The organism is Thauera sp. WH-2 (assembly GCF_048321015.1).
In the GTDB taxonomy this organism is placed as follows: Bacteria; Pseudomonadota; Gammaproteobacteria; order Burkholderiales; family Rhodocyclaceae; genus Thauera.
On record NZ_JBLWFG010000009.1, the window covers coordinates 16,364 to 32,592 of the forward strand.

14 protein-coding genes are annotated in these 16,229 nt (G+C 66.1%); 2 read left to right on the forward strand and 12 right to left on the reverse strand.

Annotated elements, in window-relative coordinates; genetic code table 11:
- Positions 1 to 97: 97 nt before the first annotated feature.
- Complete coding sequence (locus ACNKW1_RS13580; RefSeq protein ID WP_418365132.1) at positions 98 to 937, reverse strand: VWA domain-containing protein; 840 nt, start codon at positions 935 to 937, stop codon at positions 98 to 100.
- A gap of 275 nt (positions 938 to 1,212) precedes the next feature.
- Here ACNKW1_RS13580 and ACNKW1_RS13585 point away from each other — a divergent pair, with 275 nt between their 5' ends.
- Positions 1,213 to 1,341, forward strand: a complete 129-nt coding sequence (locus ACNKW1_RS13585) for an HRDC domain-containing protein (protein WP_418365133.1) — start codon at positions 1,213 to 1,215, stop codon at positions 1,339 to 1,341.
- Positions 1,342 to 1,458: 117 nt separating this feature from the next.
- Here the strand turns inward: ACNKW1_RS13585 and ACNKW1_RS13590 are convergent, their stop codons facing one another.
- The 5 genes from ACNKW1_RS13590 to ACNKW1_RS13610 form a co-directional block, all read right to left on the reverse strand.
- Positions 1,459 to 2,241, reverse strand: coding sequence for a VWA domain-containing protein (locus ACNKW1_RS13590; protein ID WP_418365134.1), 783 nt, complete (start codon positions 2,239 to 2,241; stop codon positions 1,459 to 1,461).
- A 439-nt stretch (positions 2,242 to 2,680) separates the two neighbouring features.
- A complete protein-coding gene (gene cyoE, locus ACNKW1_RS13595) occupies positions 2,681 to 3,589 on the reverse strand; it encodes a heme o synthase (protein ID WP_418365135.1) in 909 nt (302 codons plus the stop codon).
- 81 nt (positions 3,590 to 3,670) lie between these two features.
- The gene (locus tag ACNKW1_RS13600; protein WP_418365235.1) at positions 3,671 to 4,750 is read right to left on the reverse strand and encodes a COX15/CtaA family protein; all 1,080 of its coding nucleotides are present in this window, start codon (positions 4,748 to 4,750) and stop codon (positions 3,671 to 3,673) included.
- Between the two features lie 10 nt (positions 4,751 to 4,760).
- The gene (locus tag ACNKW1_RS13605; protein ID WP_418365136.1) at positions 4,761 to 5,363 is read right to left on the reverse strand and encodes a hypothetical protein; all 603 of its coding nucleotides are present in this window, start codon (positions 5,361 to 5,363) and stop codon (positions 4,761 to 4,763) included.
- Complete coding sequence (locus ACNKW1_RS13610; protein WP_418365137.1) at positions 5,350 to 6,240, reverse strand: SURF1 family protein; 891 nt, start codon at positions 6,238 to 6,240, stop codon at positions 5,350 to 5,352. Before ACNKW1_RS13610 ends, ACNKW1_RS13605 begins: the two co-directional genes overlap by 14 nt.
- Before the next feature lie 32 nt (positions 6,241 to 6,272).
- On the opposite strand from ACNKW1_RS13610, the gene ACNKW1_RS13615 reads away from it, so the two are divergent.
- Positions 6,273 to 6,494 (forward strand): DUF2909 domain-containing protein, encoded by a 222-nt coding sequence (locus ACNKW1_RS13615; protein ID WP_418365138.1) that lies wholly within the window; start codon positions 6,273 to 6,275, stop codon positions 6,492 to 6,494.
- 54 nt (positions 6,495 to 6,548) lie between these two features.
- Here ACNKW1_RS13615 and ACNKW1_RS13620 read toward each other — a convergent pair whose 3' ends face one another.
- From ACNKW1_RS13620 to ACNKW1_RS13645, 6 genes are all read right to left on the reverse strand, one after another.
- The gene (locus ACNKW1_RS13620) at positions 6,549 to 7,433 is read right to left on the reverse strand and encodes a cytochrome c oxidase subunit 3 (RefSeq protein ID WP_418365139.1); all 885 of its coding nucleotides are present in this window, start codon (positions 7,431 to 7,433) and stop codon (positions 6,549 to 6,551) included.
- Between the two features lie 55 nt (positions 7,434 to 7,488).
- A complete protein-coding gene (locus tag ACNKW1_RS13625; RefSeq protein ID WP_418365140.1) occupies positions 7,489 to 8,016 on the reverse strand; it encodes a cytochrome c oxidase assembly protein in 528 nt (175 codons plus the stop codon).
- A gap of 28 nt (positions 8,017 to 8,044) precedes the next feature.
- Positions 8,045 to 9,655, reverse strand: a complete 1,611-nt coding sequence (gene ctaD, locus ACNKW1_RS13630; RefSeq protein WP_418365141.1) for a cytochrome c oxidase subunit I — start codon at positions 9,653 to 9,655, stop codon at positions 8,045 to 8,047.
- 3 nt (positions 9,656 to 9,658) lie between these two features.
- Entirely contained in the window at positions 9,659 to 10,804 is a 1,146-nt protein-coding gene (coxB, locus tag ACNKW1_RS13635; RefSeq protein ID WP_418365142.1) for a cytochrome c oxidase subunit II, read from the reverse strand.
- 372 nt (positions 10,805 to 11,176) lie between these two features.
- Positions 11,177 to 12,226, reverse strand: a complete 1,050-nt coding sequence (locus ACNKW1_RS13640) for a Glu/Leu/Phe/Val dehydrogenase dimerization domain-containing protein (RefSeq protein WP_418365143.1) — start codon at positions 12,224 to 12,226, stop codon at positions 11,177 to 11,179.
- A 144-nt stretch (positions 12,227 to 12,370) separates the two neighbouring features.
- The gene (locus tag ACNKW1_RS13645; RefSeq protein WP_418365144.1) at positions 12,371 to 15,967 is read right to left on the reverse strand and encodes an indolepyruvate ferredoxin oxidoreductase family protein; all 3,597 of its coding nucleotides are present in this window, start codon (positions 15,965 to 15,967) and stop codon (positions 12,371 to 12,373) included.
- Positions 15,968 to 16,229 lie beyond the last annotated feature (262 nt).

Below are 16,229 nucleotides of genomic sequence, written 5' to 3' on the forward strand. Positions count from 1 at the left end.
AAAGAACACCGGCCCGCCCCGCGCATCGGAGAGGGCCGGATCTGGAGGGCGTCCAAGGGGGCACCCTCTTGATTCACATCGAAGTTTCCGAAGTGCCTCAGGCGGCAGTCTGCAGCATACCTTCGTCGCGACGACGGCGCATGGCGGCCAGGCCGAACATGCCCAGACCAAGCAAGGCGAGGCTGGTGGGCTCAGGCACCGTGCCGCCCTGGCAAGCCGGATCGTTCGGGTTCAAGGTGCAGAAATCGAGAATCTCCTGCAGCTTGGATGCCGCAAAAGCATCCACGAAGTCGGAAACGACTTGCTGGTCGGTCGTGTTCAGGCCATTGAGATCGTAGACGTTACCGCCATGGGCGGCCGCAAGTGGCCCGTACGAATTGATCGTACTCGTGCCCCTGAGAACGGCATTGAACAGCGCATTGTTGTCCGTGAGCAAGTCATCGATGATCGAATAGCTCACCGTGACTCCACCCACCGTGCCGTAAGACAGCGAAGTGCCGTTATGTGGTTCGTCAGTGAAAATGATGAGATTCTTGACCGAATCGCCACGATAGCTGAACAGCGAGGCCTGGTTGTCCAGTTCGTTGAGCGCAAAGGCGGTCGCGGTGTAGCCGGGCTCTGTCCCACCGTTAATCAGCAAGCCCTGCGCTGCGATCGCGAACGAAGCGGAGTCCGTCAGATCCGTCAACATGCGCGGAGCAACAGTCGAGCTGCCGTAGCCGACCAGGCCATAGCGAGCATCGATACCCCCAGCAGAGAGAATCGACGCGAACTGACCAATGTTGTTCCGCAAGTTCGCCTGCACATTCCCCATCGACCCCGACTCATCCACGATCATGATGATGTCGGTCTTGATCAGTGCCGCATTGGCTGCGGCACCAAAACCAACCGAGAGCGCAGCCACCGCGGTAGCGGCAACGAGTTTCCTGATTTTCATTTTTTCCTCCTGAATCCTGGTCCTGGTTACAACTCCGCACAGCCACACCAGCGGCCTTACCTTGTGCAGCAAGATCCAAGCCAGATCGATAGATCAATAAAAATCAAAGCGTTAGCAGAACGAAACAAAAACGCACGGGAGAACTGTAAAAAAAACCGACGGAAATCGGTGCTATCAAACTCCATAGCCTCCGTTCCGCCCCCAGGAGGCCAGGGTTTATAACTCGCGGTTTTCTCTTGCCACACACGGCGCCTGCAGCTTCGAGGAACACACCGATGACCCAATCCGCCACCGACCGCCGCCCGCAGTCGCTGGCCGAGCTCGCCGGCATCAGCGGTGTGGGCGATCGCAAGCTGGAACACTACGGCGCGGCGATCCTGGAGATCGTGGGCGAGGCCCGCTGAGTCGACGCGCGCCGCCTTCCAAAGAACACCGGCCCGCCCCGCGCAGCGGAGAGGGCCGGATCTGGAGGGCGGCCAAGGGGGCACCCTCTTGATTCACATCGAAGTTTCCGAAGTGCCTCAGGCGGCAGTCTGCAGCATACCTTCGTCGCGACGACGGCGCATGGCGGCCAGGCCGAACATGCCAAGACCAAGCAAGGCGAGGCTGGTGGGCTCAGGCACCGTGCCGCCACCCGTATCATCCACCACACGGCGGACCTTGGCGGCCAGCGCCCCTTCGTAACCCTCAAAACTGTTCACCGTCAGCACGAAACCCTGCTGCAGCGGATTCGGCAGGGCGCTCGGGTCGCTGGTCGTGACACCAGGATTCGGCGACACGAGGGCTTGAAGGTAGGTCAGATTGAACGAGCCGATCGCCTCGGCGCTGATGCTATCCCAACCGGCGGCGACGAGTGAGTTTCGCAGATCCAACGCTGCAGGCCCGGAGCTCGAACCATCGGTACTGATGTTCAGAAGACTCAAGTCTCCGAACCCCAAGCCCGTGTAGGCTGTCGTAAGCGCCGTGGTCGCGGTCGAGATGTTGGTGCCTCCGCCCGTGTAGGCGAGGCCGCGAATGATGTCTTGCAGGGACACCAGATTCCCGGAGGTGACGATCGTCGGCGCCAGATCCAGCGTCGCCGTGCTCGCAAAGGAGGAAACTGCGATGCGGTACTGGTTGGTCCCCGAAGTCGGGATCAAGGACAGCGCGTTGGCCAGCCCATTGACGACTGTGCTCCAGTTCGTCCCTCCGACGCTGCCGGAACGATCCAGCGCAAAACCCAGGTCGATCAAAGCTGCCTGCGCCGGCCCCACTCCCACGCCGAGGGCAATGACCACCCCGGCAAAGCATTTACGTAGCTTCATGTTGGCTTCTCCGCAAAGTATCCGAAAAACGACGGCACGGACAATACAAGCAGGAATGATGCCAAAATAATTTACAGTTATATTTCATGCAGTTACGAAAACGCACGCTCCATCCCAGATTTGATGTGTAAATTCTTCCGACAGCACCGAACGCTGCTCCACACGCAGAAGCCCCCGGCTGCACTCCGAAGAGCCGACAGAATGTCGGAAACGAGCAGACGCCCTCGCAAGGCGCCCTGGGCGCGATCGAACCGAACCCCATTGCCCCTATCCGCCGCCCGCAGCCTGCCGGCGGGCGCCGCACCGTACCCCGCCTGACCGAAGCCCCGCCCGCAGACACAGGCGAAGCTGTCCGGCATCAGCGGCGTCGGCGACTGCGGGCTGGAGCACTATTGGGCGGCGATCCCGAAGTTGCTCGCCAAAGAGGGCTTCCCCTCGATCACAGATAGTGATCCACCAGCAGCACGAGGAACAGCAGCATCAGGTGGGTGATCGAGAAGCGGAAGGTGCGGATCGCGGTGTCGGCACGCGGGGCGAACTTGAGCCGCCAGGCGTGGCGCAGGAACTGCAGGTTCAGCGCCAGGCTGCCGGCGAGGTAGAGCAACCCGCTCATCCCCACCAGATACGGCAGCAGGCACACCGCCAGCAGGAGCACGGTGTACAGCAGCACCAGGGTGCGGGTGAACTCGATGCCGTGGGTGACCGGCAGCATCGGCAGACCGGCGCGGCGGTAATCCTCGACCCGGTGGATGGCAAGCGCCCAGAAGTGCGGCGGGGTCCATGTGAAGATGATCATCATCAGCAACAGGGCCTCGGCACCGACGCTGCCGGCGATCGCCGTCCACCCCAGCACCGGCGGCAGCGCCCCCGCCACCCCGCCGATGACGATGTTCTGCGGCGTGGCGCGCTTGAGGAACACGGTGTAGATCACCGCGTAGCCGAACAGGCCGGCCAACGTCAGCCATGCGGTGAGCGCGTTGACCGTGACCAGCAGCAGCGTAAATCCCGCCGCGGCCAGTGCGAAGGCGAAGCTCACCGCCTGCGCGTTGCTGAGCCGACCGGAGGGAAGCGGTCGCATGCGCGTACGGGCCATGCGGGCATCGATCTTTTGGTCGAGCACGTGATTGAAGGCGGCCGCCGCACCCGACACCATCGCGATGCCCAGGCTCGCCACCGCCATCAGCGCGGGATCGGGCAGGCCCTCGCTGGAGAGCATCATGCCCACCCAGGCGGTCAGCACCAGCAGCGCCACCACCCGCGGCTTGGTGAGCTGCCAGAAGGCGCGACCGAGCGCGAGCGCCTCGCCCAGGCTGACCGCCACCGTCGGAATACGCTTGTAGCCGTCCATGTTCGTCTCCCCTTCATCTCACTGCTGGGCCCGGTTCGCGGCATGGCGCCGCGCGCTTTACTTGGCGCCCCTTGACATCAGCTACCGGGCCTTCACCGGGCTTTCAACCACCATCGCACACGAGCGCCCGACCGGCGACTGCCTGCAGGAAGCTGCGTTCCGCCCCGCCTGCACGTGCAACTGCCGGATCAGCAGGACCAGGGTGGCAAGCAGGCAGGCGGCGGTGAGGTTGTGCGCGACTGCGTTCAGGAGTGGTACCTGGCCAATGACGTTGATCAGACCGAGCGTCACCTGCAGCGCGAGCAGCCCCCCGACACCGGCCGCCAACTGGCGCAATCGCGCGTCTGCCGCGTGGCGCCAGCACAGCAGCACCAGGCTGCCGACCACGCCGGTGGCGACCAGCGCGCCCATGCGGTGCAAGACGTGGATGCTCATGCGCGCCTCGTAGGGCAGCACGCCGAATTCATAGGTCTCGTGCCCCAGCGGCAGGCTGAAGGCCGCACGCAGCGAGAACTGGGCGCTCCAGCCGCTCTCGCAGAAGGGCAACTGGTAACACACCGCGGCCGCGTAGTTGGCCGAGGTCCAGCCGCCAAGCGCGATCTGCGCCAGCAGCACGGCCAAGGCCAGCCAGGCCAGCGGGAGCAGGCGGGCGAGACGAGGCCCGGCCGGCGGCAGGCATTCCGGGGGACCCGGTCGATCACGCCTAAGCTCGAAGCGCAGCAAGGCAAGCAGCGCCAGCACCCCGAAGCCGCCGAACAGATGCGCCACCACCACCACGGGCATCAGGTTCATGGTCACCGTCCACATGCCGAGCGCGGCCTGGAACACCACCAGCGCCAGCAAGGCCGCGGCCAAGCCGCGCCCGCGCGGCAGGCGGCGCGAGACCACGAAGACCGCCAGCACGCACAGGCCGAGCAGGCCGGCGAGGTAACGATGCACCATCTCGTTGCGCGCCTTGAAGGGGTCGACCTGGGCATCGGGAAAGCGCGCCTGCGCGGCGGCGATGTGGGTGTCGTGCACCGGTGGCGTCAGCCGGCCGTAGCAGCCCGGCCAGTCCGGGCAGCCGAGCCCGGCATCGGTGAGCCGGGTATAGGCACCGAGCGCGATCACCGCCAGCGCCAACAGCAGGGTCGCATTCACCAGCCAGCGCGCGCGTCTCATATCCACGTTGTCATACCCCGCTGCGGTCGTAGTTCATAAGCCGCAGCAGGTCGCTGCGAATGTCGCCCACCACCCGCTGCGCCTGCTCCACCCCCAGCTCGACCGCATAGCGCAGCAGCGCCAGGCCGCGCGGATCGACCAGCACGATGCGCCCCTGGAGCGCGGCATCGTTGACCTGCGCGGCTTGCCATTCGACATGCGGATACCGCGCCCGCGCCGCAGGGTCAGAGGTCGCCAGCACCAGCGCCTGCACCCGCGCCTGCTTGCGGCCGAGGCCGGCGTGGAGTTGCTGCAGGATCAGCAGCGCCTGCTCGCAGCGCGTGGCCGGCGCGACCGCCGGGGTCGTCGGGGCACCGTCGACAGCTAGCTGGCTGGGCGCCTCGCGCCCGTCGGAACACGCCCGCTCGCTCTCACCCGCGGGCACATAGACCAGATGCCACTGCCCGCCCCCTTGCGCAGGCGCGGGCAGCAGCCGCAGCTCCTGCGTCAGCCACTCGCCATGATTGACGGTCGGCGCGGCGGCAAACCAACCAAAGCGCAAACTTGCCCATGCCGCCGCCAGCGGCACCAAGGCGCAGAGCAGGAACAGGCTGAGAAACTTACGACTGCTCATGAGCGATCTCCCGAGAGGCGGCGGGCAACCGGCGCGCGCTGGCGGCGAGCGCGACGCCGATCACCGCCAGCGCGATCAGACCCCACTGCAGCGCGTAGCCGCGGTGGCGCTCGGGTGGCAGCACCACCGGCCGGTAATGGACGTGGAAGGGCGAGCCCTGCTGCTGGTAGATCAGCCCGGGCGCCAGCGGCACCGCCAGCCAGCCCGCGAGTTGCGCCGGGCCAGCCTGCTGGATGCGCATCGGCCAGCGCCCGTGGTCCTCGACGTTGGCACCGAGCAAGAGGCCGGTGACGTCGGTGCGGAAGATGCCCTGCACGCGCAGCTGCGACGGGATCGCCGGCAGCGGCAGCGCATCACGCCCGCCCTCGGCCGCGATCCAGCCCAGATTGACCAGCGCCGCACGCGGCGCCGCGCCGCTGCTGCCCGCGGCGCGCGCATCGGCGACGTCTTCGACCGCGATCACCACGTCGTAACCGGGCTGGCGTTCGACGATGCGGTTATCCACCAGCCATACCATGGGCGCGATCCAGCGCGCTTCAAAGTCGAGCTGCATGCCATCGAGCGTGACCGGCACGCCCTGCGCCGCCCGGTCTTCGACCAGCGTGCGGGTCGAATCGCCGCTCTGCGCTGGGGTGGTGCGCGCGGTGGCCACACCGGCCGCCTCGCGTCCCACAGGCGCATGCAGTTCCGCCAGCCGCGCCAGGCCCACCGCGCCCTCGCGCTCCCACTGCGCGATGCGGGCCAGCGTCGCCAGCTTGTCCTCGCCACGCTGCCACTGCCACACTGATAGCCCCACGGGCACCGCGGCGACCGCCAGCACCGCGAGCACCCACGGCCAGCGCAGCACCCAGCAGTGGCCGAACGCGCTAACCTTCATCGCCATACCTCGCCACCCGCCGGAGAATTTTCATGACCAGCTCGCTCGCCCTCAAGCTCGTGATCGTGGCGCTGCTCGCGCTGGTCGTCATCAGCCTGTTCCGGGCGCTGTTCGTGATGCTGAAGGGCGGCGACAGCAGCACCCGGATGTCGAAACACCTCGGCCGCCGCCTCGCGTTCTCGGTCGCGGTGATGGCGCTGCTGCTGGCGCTGCTCGCCACCGGGGTGATCACGCCCAACGCCCGACCGTACTGAGCCCGCCCGTACTGAACCCGCCCATCTCGATCGCCTGCCCGCATCGCTCCAGCCTCACAGCACATAGACGAAGATGAACAGGTTCAACCACACCACATCCACGAAGTGCCAGTACCAGGCCGCAGCCTGGAAGCCGAAGTGGTGCTCGGCGGTGAAGTGGTCCTTGATCACGATCCGCAGCAGCATCACCAGCAGGATCAGCGCGCCGATGGTGACGTGCAGGCCATGGAAGCCGGTGAGCAGGTAGAAGGTGTTGCCATACACGCCCGAGTCCAGGCGCAGGCCCAGGTCGTCGTAGGCGTGCATGTACTCGTAGCCCTGCAGGAACAGGAAGCTCACCCCGAGCAGCACGGTGATCGCCAGGAAGAGCTTCAGGCGCAGCCGATTGCCCTGCTCGATCGCCACGTGGGCCACCTGCAGCGTCACCGACGAGGCGAGCAGGATCAGCGTGTTCCACAGCGGCAGGCCCGACCACGGCATGGCCTGGGTCTCGGTGCCGCCGGGGCTCTTCAACAGCGGCCACGCGGCCTCGAAATCCGGCCACAGGATCTCTGCGGTCATGGCGTTGTTGCTGGCGCCATCGAGCCAGGGCACCGACACCATGCGCGCATAGAACAGCGCACCGAAGAAGGCGAGGAAGAACATGACCTCGGAGAAGATGAACCAGCTCATGCACTGGCGGAACGAGCGGTCGAGCTGGGCGGAATACAGCCCGCGCTGGGATTCGTCGATGACCTTGCCGAACCAGCCGAACAGCGTCACCACCAGCAGGGCCACGCCCGCGGCGAGCACCCAGGGGCCGCTGCGCGCGTCGGGCTGGTCGAGCTGGCTGAGCCACAGCGCCGCGCCATAGCCGATCAGCAGCAGCGCGAGCGCGCCGACGATCGGCCAGGCGCTGTCGTGCGGCACGTAGTACTTCTCATGCGTGGTCGTGGTCATGTTGCCCCTCCCTTGCTGCGGGCCCGAGCGCAGCCTGCGCCCGGGCCGCATGACTTCAGCGACTCGCGGCCTGGCCCACGCTGCGATACAGGCGGTAAGACAAAGTCATTGTCTTGAAGCGCGCAGGTAGCGCCGGATCGACGTAGAACTGCACCGGCATGGACTTGCGCTCGCCCGGCGCCAGCGGCTGCTCCTGAAAGCAGAAGCATTCGATCTTCATGAAGTGGCGGGCCGCCTCGCCGGGCGACACGGAAGGCACGGCGGTGGTGACGATCGGCTGGTCGCTGCGGTTCTCGACCATGAACTCGACCACCTGCAGGTCGCCCGGATTGAGCTGGATGCGCGCGGTCTGCGGCGCGAAGTCCACCGCCACGGCCGGATCATGGGTGGCGAGGAACTCGACCGTGATCTCGCGCCCGCGGTCGATGCGGTCCGGGGCCGCGGCGGCAACCTTGTCGGTCTTGCCGTTGATGCCGGTGATGTCGCAGAACACGTCGTACAGCGGCACGAGTGCAAAGCCGAAGGCGAACATCGCCACGCAGGCAAACAGCAGCTTGTTGATCAGGCTACGGTGGGCAGACATTGCACGTCCTCCCTGCGCCGCCGTGCGCTTACTTCACGACCGGCGGGGTGTCGAAGGTGTGGTACGGCGCGGGCGACGGCACTTCCCACTCCAGCCCCTGCGCGCCTTCCCACACCTGGTCGGTCGCCTTGTCGCCGATGCCGCGCATGCAGCGCACCACGCCCCACACGAACAGCAACTGCGACAGGCCGAAAAGGAAGCCACCGATGCTCATGAAGGCGTTGAGGTCGGCGAACTGCAGCGCGTAGTCGGGGATGCGGCGCGGCATGCCGGCCAGGCCGACGAAGTGCATCGGGAAGAACAGCATGTTCACCGAAACCAGCGAGCACCAGAAATGCACCTGGGCGAGGCGCTCGTTGTACATCACGCCGGTCCACTTCGGAATCCAGTAGTACACCGCGGCGATGATGCCGAACACCGCGCCGGTCACCAGCACGTAGTGGAAGTGGGCGACGACGAAGTAGGTGTCCTGGTACTGGAAGTCGGCCGGGATGATGGCCAGCATCAGGCCGGAGAAGCCGCCGATCGTGAACAGCACGATGAAGGCGAGCGAGAACATCATCGGCACCTCGAAGCTCATCGAGCCGCGCCACATCGTCGCCACCCAGTTGAACACCTTCACCCCGGTGGGCACGGCGATCAGCATGGTGGCGTACATGAAGAACAGCTCGGCCACCACCGGCATGCCGGTGGTGAACATGTGGTGGCCCCAGACGATGAAGGACAAGAAGGCGATGCTTGCGGTGGCCACCACCATCGACTCGTAGCCGAACAGCGGCTTGCGGGCGAAGGTGGGAATGATGCTGGATACGATGCCGAAGGCCGGGAGGATCATGATGTACACCTCCGGGTGGCCGAAGAACCAGAAGATATGCTGGAACATCACCGGGTCGCCGCCGCCCGCGGCATCGAAGAAGCTGGTTCCGAAGTACTTGTCGGTGAGCACCATGGTGACCACGCCGGCCAGCACCGGCATCACCGCGATGAGCAGGAAGGCGGTGATCAGCCAGGTCCACACGAAGAGCGGCAGCTTCATCCAGCCCATGCCAGGCGCGCGCATGTTCCAGATGGTGACGATGACGTTGATCGCACCCGTGATCGAGGACACGCCCATCAGGTGCACCGCGAGCACGAAGAAGGCGGTGGAGTCGCCGCTGTAGGTGGTCGACAGCGGCGCGTAGAAGGTCCACCCCGCCGCCGGCGCGCCGCCCTCCATGAACAGCGTGGAAAGCAGGATCGTGAACGCGCACGGCAGGATCCAGAAGCTCCAGTTATTCACCCGCGGCAGCGCCATGTCGGGCGCGCCGATCATCAGCGGAATCATCCAGTTGGCCAGGCCGACGAAGGCCGGCATCACCGCGCCGAACACCATCACCAGGCCGTGCACCGTGGTCATCTGGTTGAAGAAGTGCGGATCGACGAACTGAAGCCCGGGCTGGAACAGCTCGGCGCGGATCACCATCGCCAGGCTGCCGCCGATGAACAGCATGGTCAGCGAGAACAGCAGGTAGAGCGTGCCGATGTCCTTGTGGTTGGTGCTGAACAGCCAGCGCGCGAGACCGCGCGGCTTGTGGTCGTGGTCATGCGCGTGACCTGCAGCGCCGTGCGCGTCCAGGGTGCCTGTGATCTGGGTGCTCATCGCTTACTCCCCCTTCTCGATCGCGGCCGCAACATCGGCTGGCTGCACCATGTCGCCCTTGGCGTTGCCCCAGGCGTTGCGCTCGTAGGTGATCACGGCGGCGAGTTCCTTCGCGCTCAGCTGCTTGCCGAAGGCCTGCATCGCGGTGCCAGCCTTGCCGAACAGCACGATGTGGATGTGCGCGGCGGGGTCGCCGGTAGCGATCGCGCTGCCCTTCAGGCCTGGAAACACGCCGGCCAGGCCCTCGCCGTTGGGCTGGTGACAGGCCACGCAGGCGCGGTCGTAGACCTCCTGGCCGAGCGCCATCAGCTCGTCCATCGCCATCGGGCCGGCGGTCGCGGCCTCGGCCTTCGCCTGCTCGGCGGCCGCGACCTGCTGCGCCGCCCAGGCCTCGAAGTCCTCGGGGGTCTTCACATCGACCGCCACCGGCATGAAGCCGTGGTCGCGGCCGCACAGCTCGGCACACTTGCCGTAATACAGGCCCGGCTTGTCGACCCGCGTCCAGGTCTCGTTGATGAAGCCGGGCACGGCGTCCTTCTTGATTGCGAAGTCGGGCACCCACCACGAATGGATCACGTCGTCGGCGGTGAGCAGGAAGCGCACCTTCTTGCCGGTGGGCAGCACCAGCGGCTTGTCCACCGCCATCAGGTAGTCGGGGGCCTTGTCAGCCTCATTGGCGATCTGCGCGCGCGGGGTGGCGAGAACCGAGTAGTACTCGATCGGGTAGTCGAGGTACTTGTAGTGCCACTTCCACTGCGAGCCGGTGACCAGCACGGTGAGTTCGGCAGCCGAGACGTCCTCCATTGCGACCAGCGTGCGCGTGGCCGGCACCGCCATCGCCACCAGGATCAGCACCGGGATTGCGGTCCACAGGATCTCGATCTTCATGCTGCCGTGGAACTGTGCCGGCACCGCCCCCTTGGACTTGCGGTGATGCACGATGGACCAGAACATCAGGCTGAATACGACCAGCGCGATGGCGACGCAGATGTAGAAGATCGTCATGTGCAGGTCGAAGACCTGCTGGCTGATCTCTGTGGCGCCGCGCGTCATGTTGAAGCGGGCTTCCTGCGCGCCCGCCGGGAAACTGGCCGCGAGCAGCGTGGCTGCGGCCGTGGGATGGTTCAGATACGTCCTTGCTTGCCTCAACCCGGATGAATGGTGTCTCACTGCCGACCCCCTCTTATCGTTATGGGTGTGATGCCGCCGGAAAAGCGCAAATGAAGGTCTGCGGGCTCCCTGAGTACGTGTGTGAGATCTGGCGCGGGGACCGTGTTGGGGTGTGACTGCCCGCCGCTCGCCACCTTGACGACCCGGCCAAGGCGACCGGGACTTTAGATTCACTATAAGCAGCAGAACCAGAAAGGCAAGGAAGGATGCGAACGAACGCGCAAGCCATTCGCATTAGCGCTTCCGACTGATCCTGCCGGCCGCCGGGCCAAGCGCCGAGTCCACGGCAGGTCCGGCGGACCGAGAGTCGGTCGACACAGGGGCGCCCGATGCACGGCGCCCCTGCCCCGCTCAGCGCTTGAAGCGCTCCTCGGCGATGGCGTCCGCCACCTCGCCGGTTGGCCGCTCTTCCTTGCGCGCGCGCTCGAAGACCTCCATCAGATTGTCATGGATGCCCTCGATATGCTTGAGCAGCGCGCTGCGGTCGAAGCCGATGCGCTCGTGATAGACGTCGATGATGCCGCCGGCATTGATGACATAGTCGGGCGCATACAGGATGCCGCGCTTCATCAGCTCGAGGCCGTGGCGGGCTTCGGCGAGCTGGTTGTTGGCGGCGCCGGCGACGATCTTCGCCTTCAGCTGCGGGATGGTGCTGTCGTTGAGGATGGCACCGAGCGCGCAGGGGGCAAAGACATCGACGTCGAGGCTGAAGATCTCCTCCGGCGCGACCACCGTGGCGCCAAGCTCGCGGCCGGCCTGCACGAGCGGCTCGCGATGGATGTCGGTAACCCACAGCTGGGCGCCGGCCTCCTTGAGCTGGCGGACGAGATCGAAGCCGACGTTGCCCACGCCCTGCACGGCGACGCGCAGGCCGTCGAGCGAATCGCGGCCGAGGCGCTCCCTCACCGCAGCCTGGATGCCGATGAAGGTGCCGTAGGCGGTGGCGGGCGACGGGTCACCGCTGCGCGTGCCCTCGTCCGAGGGCTTGTCGTGGATGCCGGCGACGTGCTGGGTGAATTGCGTCATGTACTTCATGTCGGCGACGCTGGTGCCGGAGTCCTCGGCGGCGATGTAGCGGCCGTTCAACTGCTCGAGCGCGCGTGCGAAGGCGGCCAGAAGCTCGGGCGTCTTGTGCGTGCGCGGGTTGCCGATGATCACCGACTTGCCGCCGCCGAGCTTGAGGTTGGCCATCGCCGACTTGTAGGTCATGCCGCGCGACAGGCGCAGCACGTCGCGGATCGCCTCGTCCTCGCTGGCATACGGCCACATACGGCAACCGCCGAGCGCGGGGCCGAGGTTGGAATTGTGGACGGCGATGATCGCCTTCAGTCCACTCTTGTCGTCGCTGACGAAGACCACCTGCTCGTGGTCGGCGAAGTCGCTCAGGGAAAATACGGCCATGCTGTGTCTCCTTCCTTGTGGGAACGTGGGTATGCGCCGTCCCGCCCGGCGCTGCTCGTGGCAGGCCGGGGCAGGCAGGCAGGGCGTGAAACGCGGTGCTCTGAATCGACGGGTCGGATCAATGGGGTCAGACCCCATTGATCTTCAGCCGGGGATGATGGCGATGGTCTTGCGCGCCTTGGTTGCGAGCGGGGCGCTGGGCGGGCGGCGGTGGCGGAAATCCTCGAGCAGGGCAGCCTGGCGCTTGCGGGCGCTGGCGAGGTAGCGCTCGCGCACGTGGCCATAGCCACGGATCTGGTCGGGGATGGCAGCCAGCTCGATCGCCGCTTCGTGGTTACTGTGATCGAGGTTCGTGATGATCTCCTCAACCACGCGCTCGTAGTCGGCAATCAGCTCGCGGTCGAGCCTACGATCGTGGCTGCGGGCGAAGGGGTCGAGCATCGAGCCACGCAGGTGACGGAACTTCGCCAGCGTTCCCATCGCTTTGAGCATCCAGGGGCCGTAGGCCTTCTTCTTCAATTCGCCGGTCTGCGGGTCCTTGTCCGCCAGGGTGGGCGGGGCGAGGTGGAAGACGAGCGTGTAGTCGCCCTCGAACTGCTCCTCGACACGCTTGAGGAAGTCGGTGTCGGTGTACAGGCGCGCGACCTCGTACTCATCCTTGTAGGCAAGCAGCTTGTGGTAGCCCCGCGCGACCGCCTCGGTCAGCAGGGTGATGCCGGGCGCGAGCTTCGCTTCCGCGGCACGCACGCGCTCGACCAGCTTCGCGTAGCGCTTGGCGTAGGCGGCGTTCTGGTAGTCCGTGAGCTGGGCCTTGCGGCGGGCGATCACCTCGTCGACGCTGGTCGAGAGCTTGTGGTGTTCCGGCGTGCCGAACTGCGGCTTGGCCGCCTCAATCACCGCCTTCAGATCCAACGCCGCGCGCCGGCCCCACAGGAAGGCGGCCTTGTTGGCCTCGACCGCGGCGCCGTTGATCTCGATCGCACGCTCGATCGCCTGCCGCGACAACGGCACCAGGCCGCGCTGCCAGGCATAGCCGAGCATGAACAGGTTGGTGGCGATCGAGTCGCCGAGCAGGTCGGTGGCGATGCGGGTGGCGTCGAGGAACTCGGCCTTGTCCGCACCGACCGCATCGACGATCTGCGCTTCCATCGAGGCCGCCGGGAACTGCGGGTCCGGGTTGGCGCTGACGTTGCCGCTGCGCGCCTGGGCGGCGAAACCGCGCACGAACTCGCTGGTGTTGGTCTGGTCGCGGTTGATGACGACGCGGGTGAGGCCGTGCTGCATCTTGGCGAGCGACTCGTCGCTGGCCGCCACCACCAGGTCGCAGCCGATCACCGCGTTGGCCTCGCCGGCGGCGACGCGCGCGGCATGGAGCAATTCCTGGCGGTCGGCGATGCGCACATGCGACCACACTGCGCCACCCTTCTGCGCCAGGCCCGCCATGTCGAGCACCGAGATGCCCTTGCCTTCGAGGTGGGCGGCCATGCCCAGCAGCGCGCCGATCGTCACCACGCCGGTGCCGCCAACGCCGGTGATCAGGATGCCCCAGGGCGCGGAGGTGGACGGCAGCTGCGGCTCGGGGAGTTCGCCCGCAAGACGGCCGCCGAGTGCGCGCGCGCCGCTGGCTTTGCCCTTTCTCAGCTTGCCGCCCTCTATGGTGACGAAGCTCGGGCAAAAGCCCTTCACGCAGGAATAGTCCTTGTTGCACGAGCTCTGGTCGATGAAGCGCTTGCGGCCGAATTCGGTCTCCACCGCGCCCACCGACATGCAGTTCGACTTGTCGCTGCAGTCGCCGCAGCCTTCGCACACATGGTCGTTGATGACCACGCGCTTGGCCGGGTCGGGGAACTTGCCGCGCTTGCGGCGGCGGCGCTTCTCGGCGGCGCAGGTCTGGTCGTAGATGATTGCGGTCACCGCCGGCACCGTGCGCAGTTCACGCTGCACGGCATCGAGTTCGTCGCGGTGGCGCACGCCGACGCCGTGCGGCAGGTCGGCCGGACCATAGGCGCGCGGCGTGCCGTCATTGACCACCACCACGGTGCCCACGCCCTCGGCAAGCAGCTGGCGGGCGATGATCGGCACCGACAGCGTGCCGTCGTGCGGCTGGCCGCCCGTCATCGCCACCGCGTCGTTGTAGAGAATCTTGTAGGTGATGTTCACCTTCGCCGCCACCGCCGCGCGGATGGCGAGGATGCCCGAGTGCATGTAGGTGCCGTCGCCGAGGTTGGCGAACACATGCGGCGTGCTGGTAAACGGCGCCTGGCCAATCCAGGGCACGCCCTCGCCGCCCATCTGGCAGAAGGTCTGGGTGTGCTCGGGCGACAGCCAGGTCGCCATGTAGTGACAGCCGATGCCGGCAATCGCGCGTGAGCCCTCGGGCACCTTGGTCGAGGTGTTGTGCGGACAGCCCGAGCAGTAGTGCGGCACGCGCTGGATGGACAGCCGCGGCTTGGCAAGCGCGTCCTCCTTGGCTTCGATGAAGGCGAGCCGCGCCTTGATGCGGTCGGAGGTGTAGAAGCGGGCGATGCGGCCGGCGATGGCGCGGGCGATCATCGCGGGCGTGAGCTCACCCGCGGCGGGCAGCAGCCACTCCGCGTGCGGCAGGCTCCACTCCCCCTTCTCGTCGAACTTGCCAATGACACGCGGGCGCACCTCGTCCTTCCAGTTGTAGAGTTCCTCCTTGAGCTGGTACTCGAGGAACTGGCGCTTCTCCTCGATCACCAGAATCTCATCCAGCCCTTCGGCGAACTTGCGCACGCCTTCCGCTTCCAGCGGCCACACCATGCCGACCTTGTACAGGCGCAGGCCGATAGCGGCCGCCTTCGTCTCGTCGATGCCGAGGTCGTCCAGCGCCTGGCGCACGTCGAGGTAACTCTTGCCGCTGGTGATGATGCCCAGCCTGGCATTTGGGCTGTCGATGATGGTGCGGTTGAGATTGTTCAGGCGGCAGTATGCGAGCGCGGCGTAGAGCTTGTGGTGCAGCAGGCGCTTTTCCTGCACCAGCGGTGGGTCGGGCCAGCGGAGATTGAGTCCATCCTCAGGCAGCGGGAAGTCCTGCACGCTCGGGATCAGCGTCTGCACCTTGAAGGGGTCGATATCCACCGACGAGGACGTCTCCACCGTGTCAGTCAGCGCCTTGAAGGCCACCCAGCAGCCCGAGTAGCGCGAGAGCGCGAAGCCGTGCAGGCCGTACTCCAGATACTCCTGGATACCGGCAGGCGCGAGCACCGGCATCATCAGCGCCTTGAACACGTGCTCGGTCTGGTGCGGCAGCGTCGAGGACTTTGCGGCGTGGTCGTCGCCGGCGATCACCAGCACGCCGCCGTGCTTCGACGTCCCTGCGGCGTTGGCGTGGCGAAACACGTCGCCGGTGCGATCCACGCCCGGCCCCTTGCCGTACCAGATCGAGAATACGCCGTCGTACTTGGCATTCGGGTCCAGGTTGACCTGTTGCGTGCCCCACACCGAGGTCGCGGCGAGGTCTTCGTTCAGCCCGGCCTGAAAGCGGATCTGCATCGGCTCGAGGAATTTCTTCGCCTTCCAGAACTCCTGGTCGACGTTGCCGAGCGGCGAGCCGCGATAGCCGGTGACGAAGCCGGCCGTGTTGAGTCCGGCGGCTTCGTCACGCATCTTCTGCATCATCGGCAGGCGCACCAGGGCCTGGATGCCGGTCATCCAGGCGCGGCCGGACTTGAGGGTGTATTTATCGTCGAGGCTGACGGGGGGCACGGTGTTCGACATGGTGGTGTGAACCGCCGCCGGAGAACACCTGCACGCGGGTGGCGCGCAGCGATCACAGGCAGGCGTTGTCTCCTTGGGTAGTGAGTTCTGTGGTTCGTCCGGTTTCCGCGGACAACGCATCGCATGCTACGGAGCGCGGAGGAAATAATTTTCCTGTTTTCGGCTGCGCAGCACCGAGATAAGAAAAACTATTCCACCCATCACACTTACTATTCGCCGCGTCCGACTACGGCCACCCCGCCAGCGGGCATGAAAAAAAGTA

What these genes read in the sequence shown, in the direction of transcription:
- ACNKW1_RS13580 (WP_418365132.1), bottom strand. Translation starts at nt 937, where the DNA reads ATGAAAATCAGGAAACTCGTTGCCGCTACCGCGGTGGCTGCGCTCTCG.
- ACNKW1_RS13585 (WP_418365133.1), top strand. Translation starts at nt 1,213, where the DNA reads ATGACCCAATCCGCCACCGACCGCCGCCCGCAGTCGCTGGCCGAGCTC.
- ACNKW1_RS13590 (WP_418365134.1), bottom strand. Translation starts at nt 2,241, where the DNA reads ATGAAGCTACGTAAATGCTTTGCCGGGGTGGTCATTGCCCTCGGCGTG.
- cyoE (WP_418365135.1), bottom strand. Translation starts at nt 3,589, where the DNA reads ATGGACGGCTACAAGCGTATTCCGACGGTGGCGGTCAGCCTGGGCGAG.
- ACNKW1_RS13600 (WP_418365235.1), bottom strand. Translation starts at nt 4,750, where the DNA reads ATGAGACGCGCGCGCTGGCTGGTGAATGCGACCCTGCTGTTGGCGCTG.
- ACNKW1_RS13605 (WP_418365136.1), bottom strand. Translation starts at nt 5,363, where the DNA reads ATGAGCAGTCGTAAGTTTCTCAGCCTGTTCCTGCTCTGCGCCTTGGTG.
- ACNKW1_RS13610 (WP_418365137.1), bottom strand. Translation starts at nt 6,240, where the DNA reads ATGAAGGTTAGCGCGTTCGGCCACTGCTGGGTGCTGCGCTGGCCGTGG.
- ACNKW1_RS13615 (WP_418365138.1), top strand. Translation starts at nt 6,273, where the DNA reads ATGACCAGCTCGCTCGCCCTCAAGCTCGTGATCGTGGCGCTGCTCGCG.
- ACNKW1_RS13620 (WP_418365139.1), bottom strand. Translation starts at nt 7,433, where the DNA reads ATGACCACGACCACGCATGAGAAGTACTACGTGCCGCACGACAGCGCC.
- ACNKW1_RS13625 (WP_418365140.1), bottom strand. Translation starts at nt 8,016, where the DNA reads ATGTCTGCCCACCGTAGCCTGATCAACAAGCTGCTGTTTGCCTGCGTG.
- ctaD (WP_418365141.1), bottom strand. Translation starts at nt 9,655, where the DNA reads ATGAGCACCCAGATCACAGGCACCCTGGACGCGCACGGCGCTGCAGGT.
- ACNKW1_RS13640 (WP_418365143.1), bottom strand. Translation starts at nt 12,226, where the DNA reads ATGGCCGTATTTTCCCTGAGCGACTTCGCCGACCACGAGCAGGTGGTC.
- ACNKW1_RS13645 (WP_418365144.1), bottom strand. Translation starts at nt 15,967, where the DNA reads ATGTCGAACACCGTGCCCCCCGTCAGCCTCGACGATAAATACACCCTC.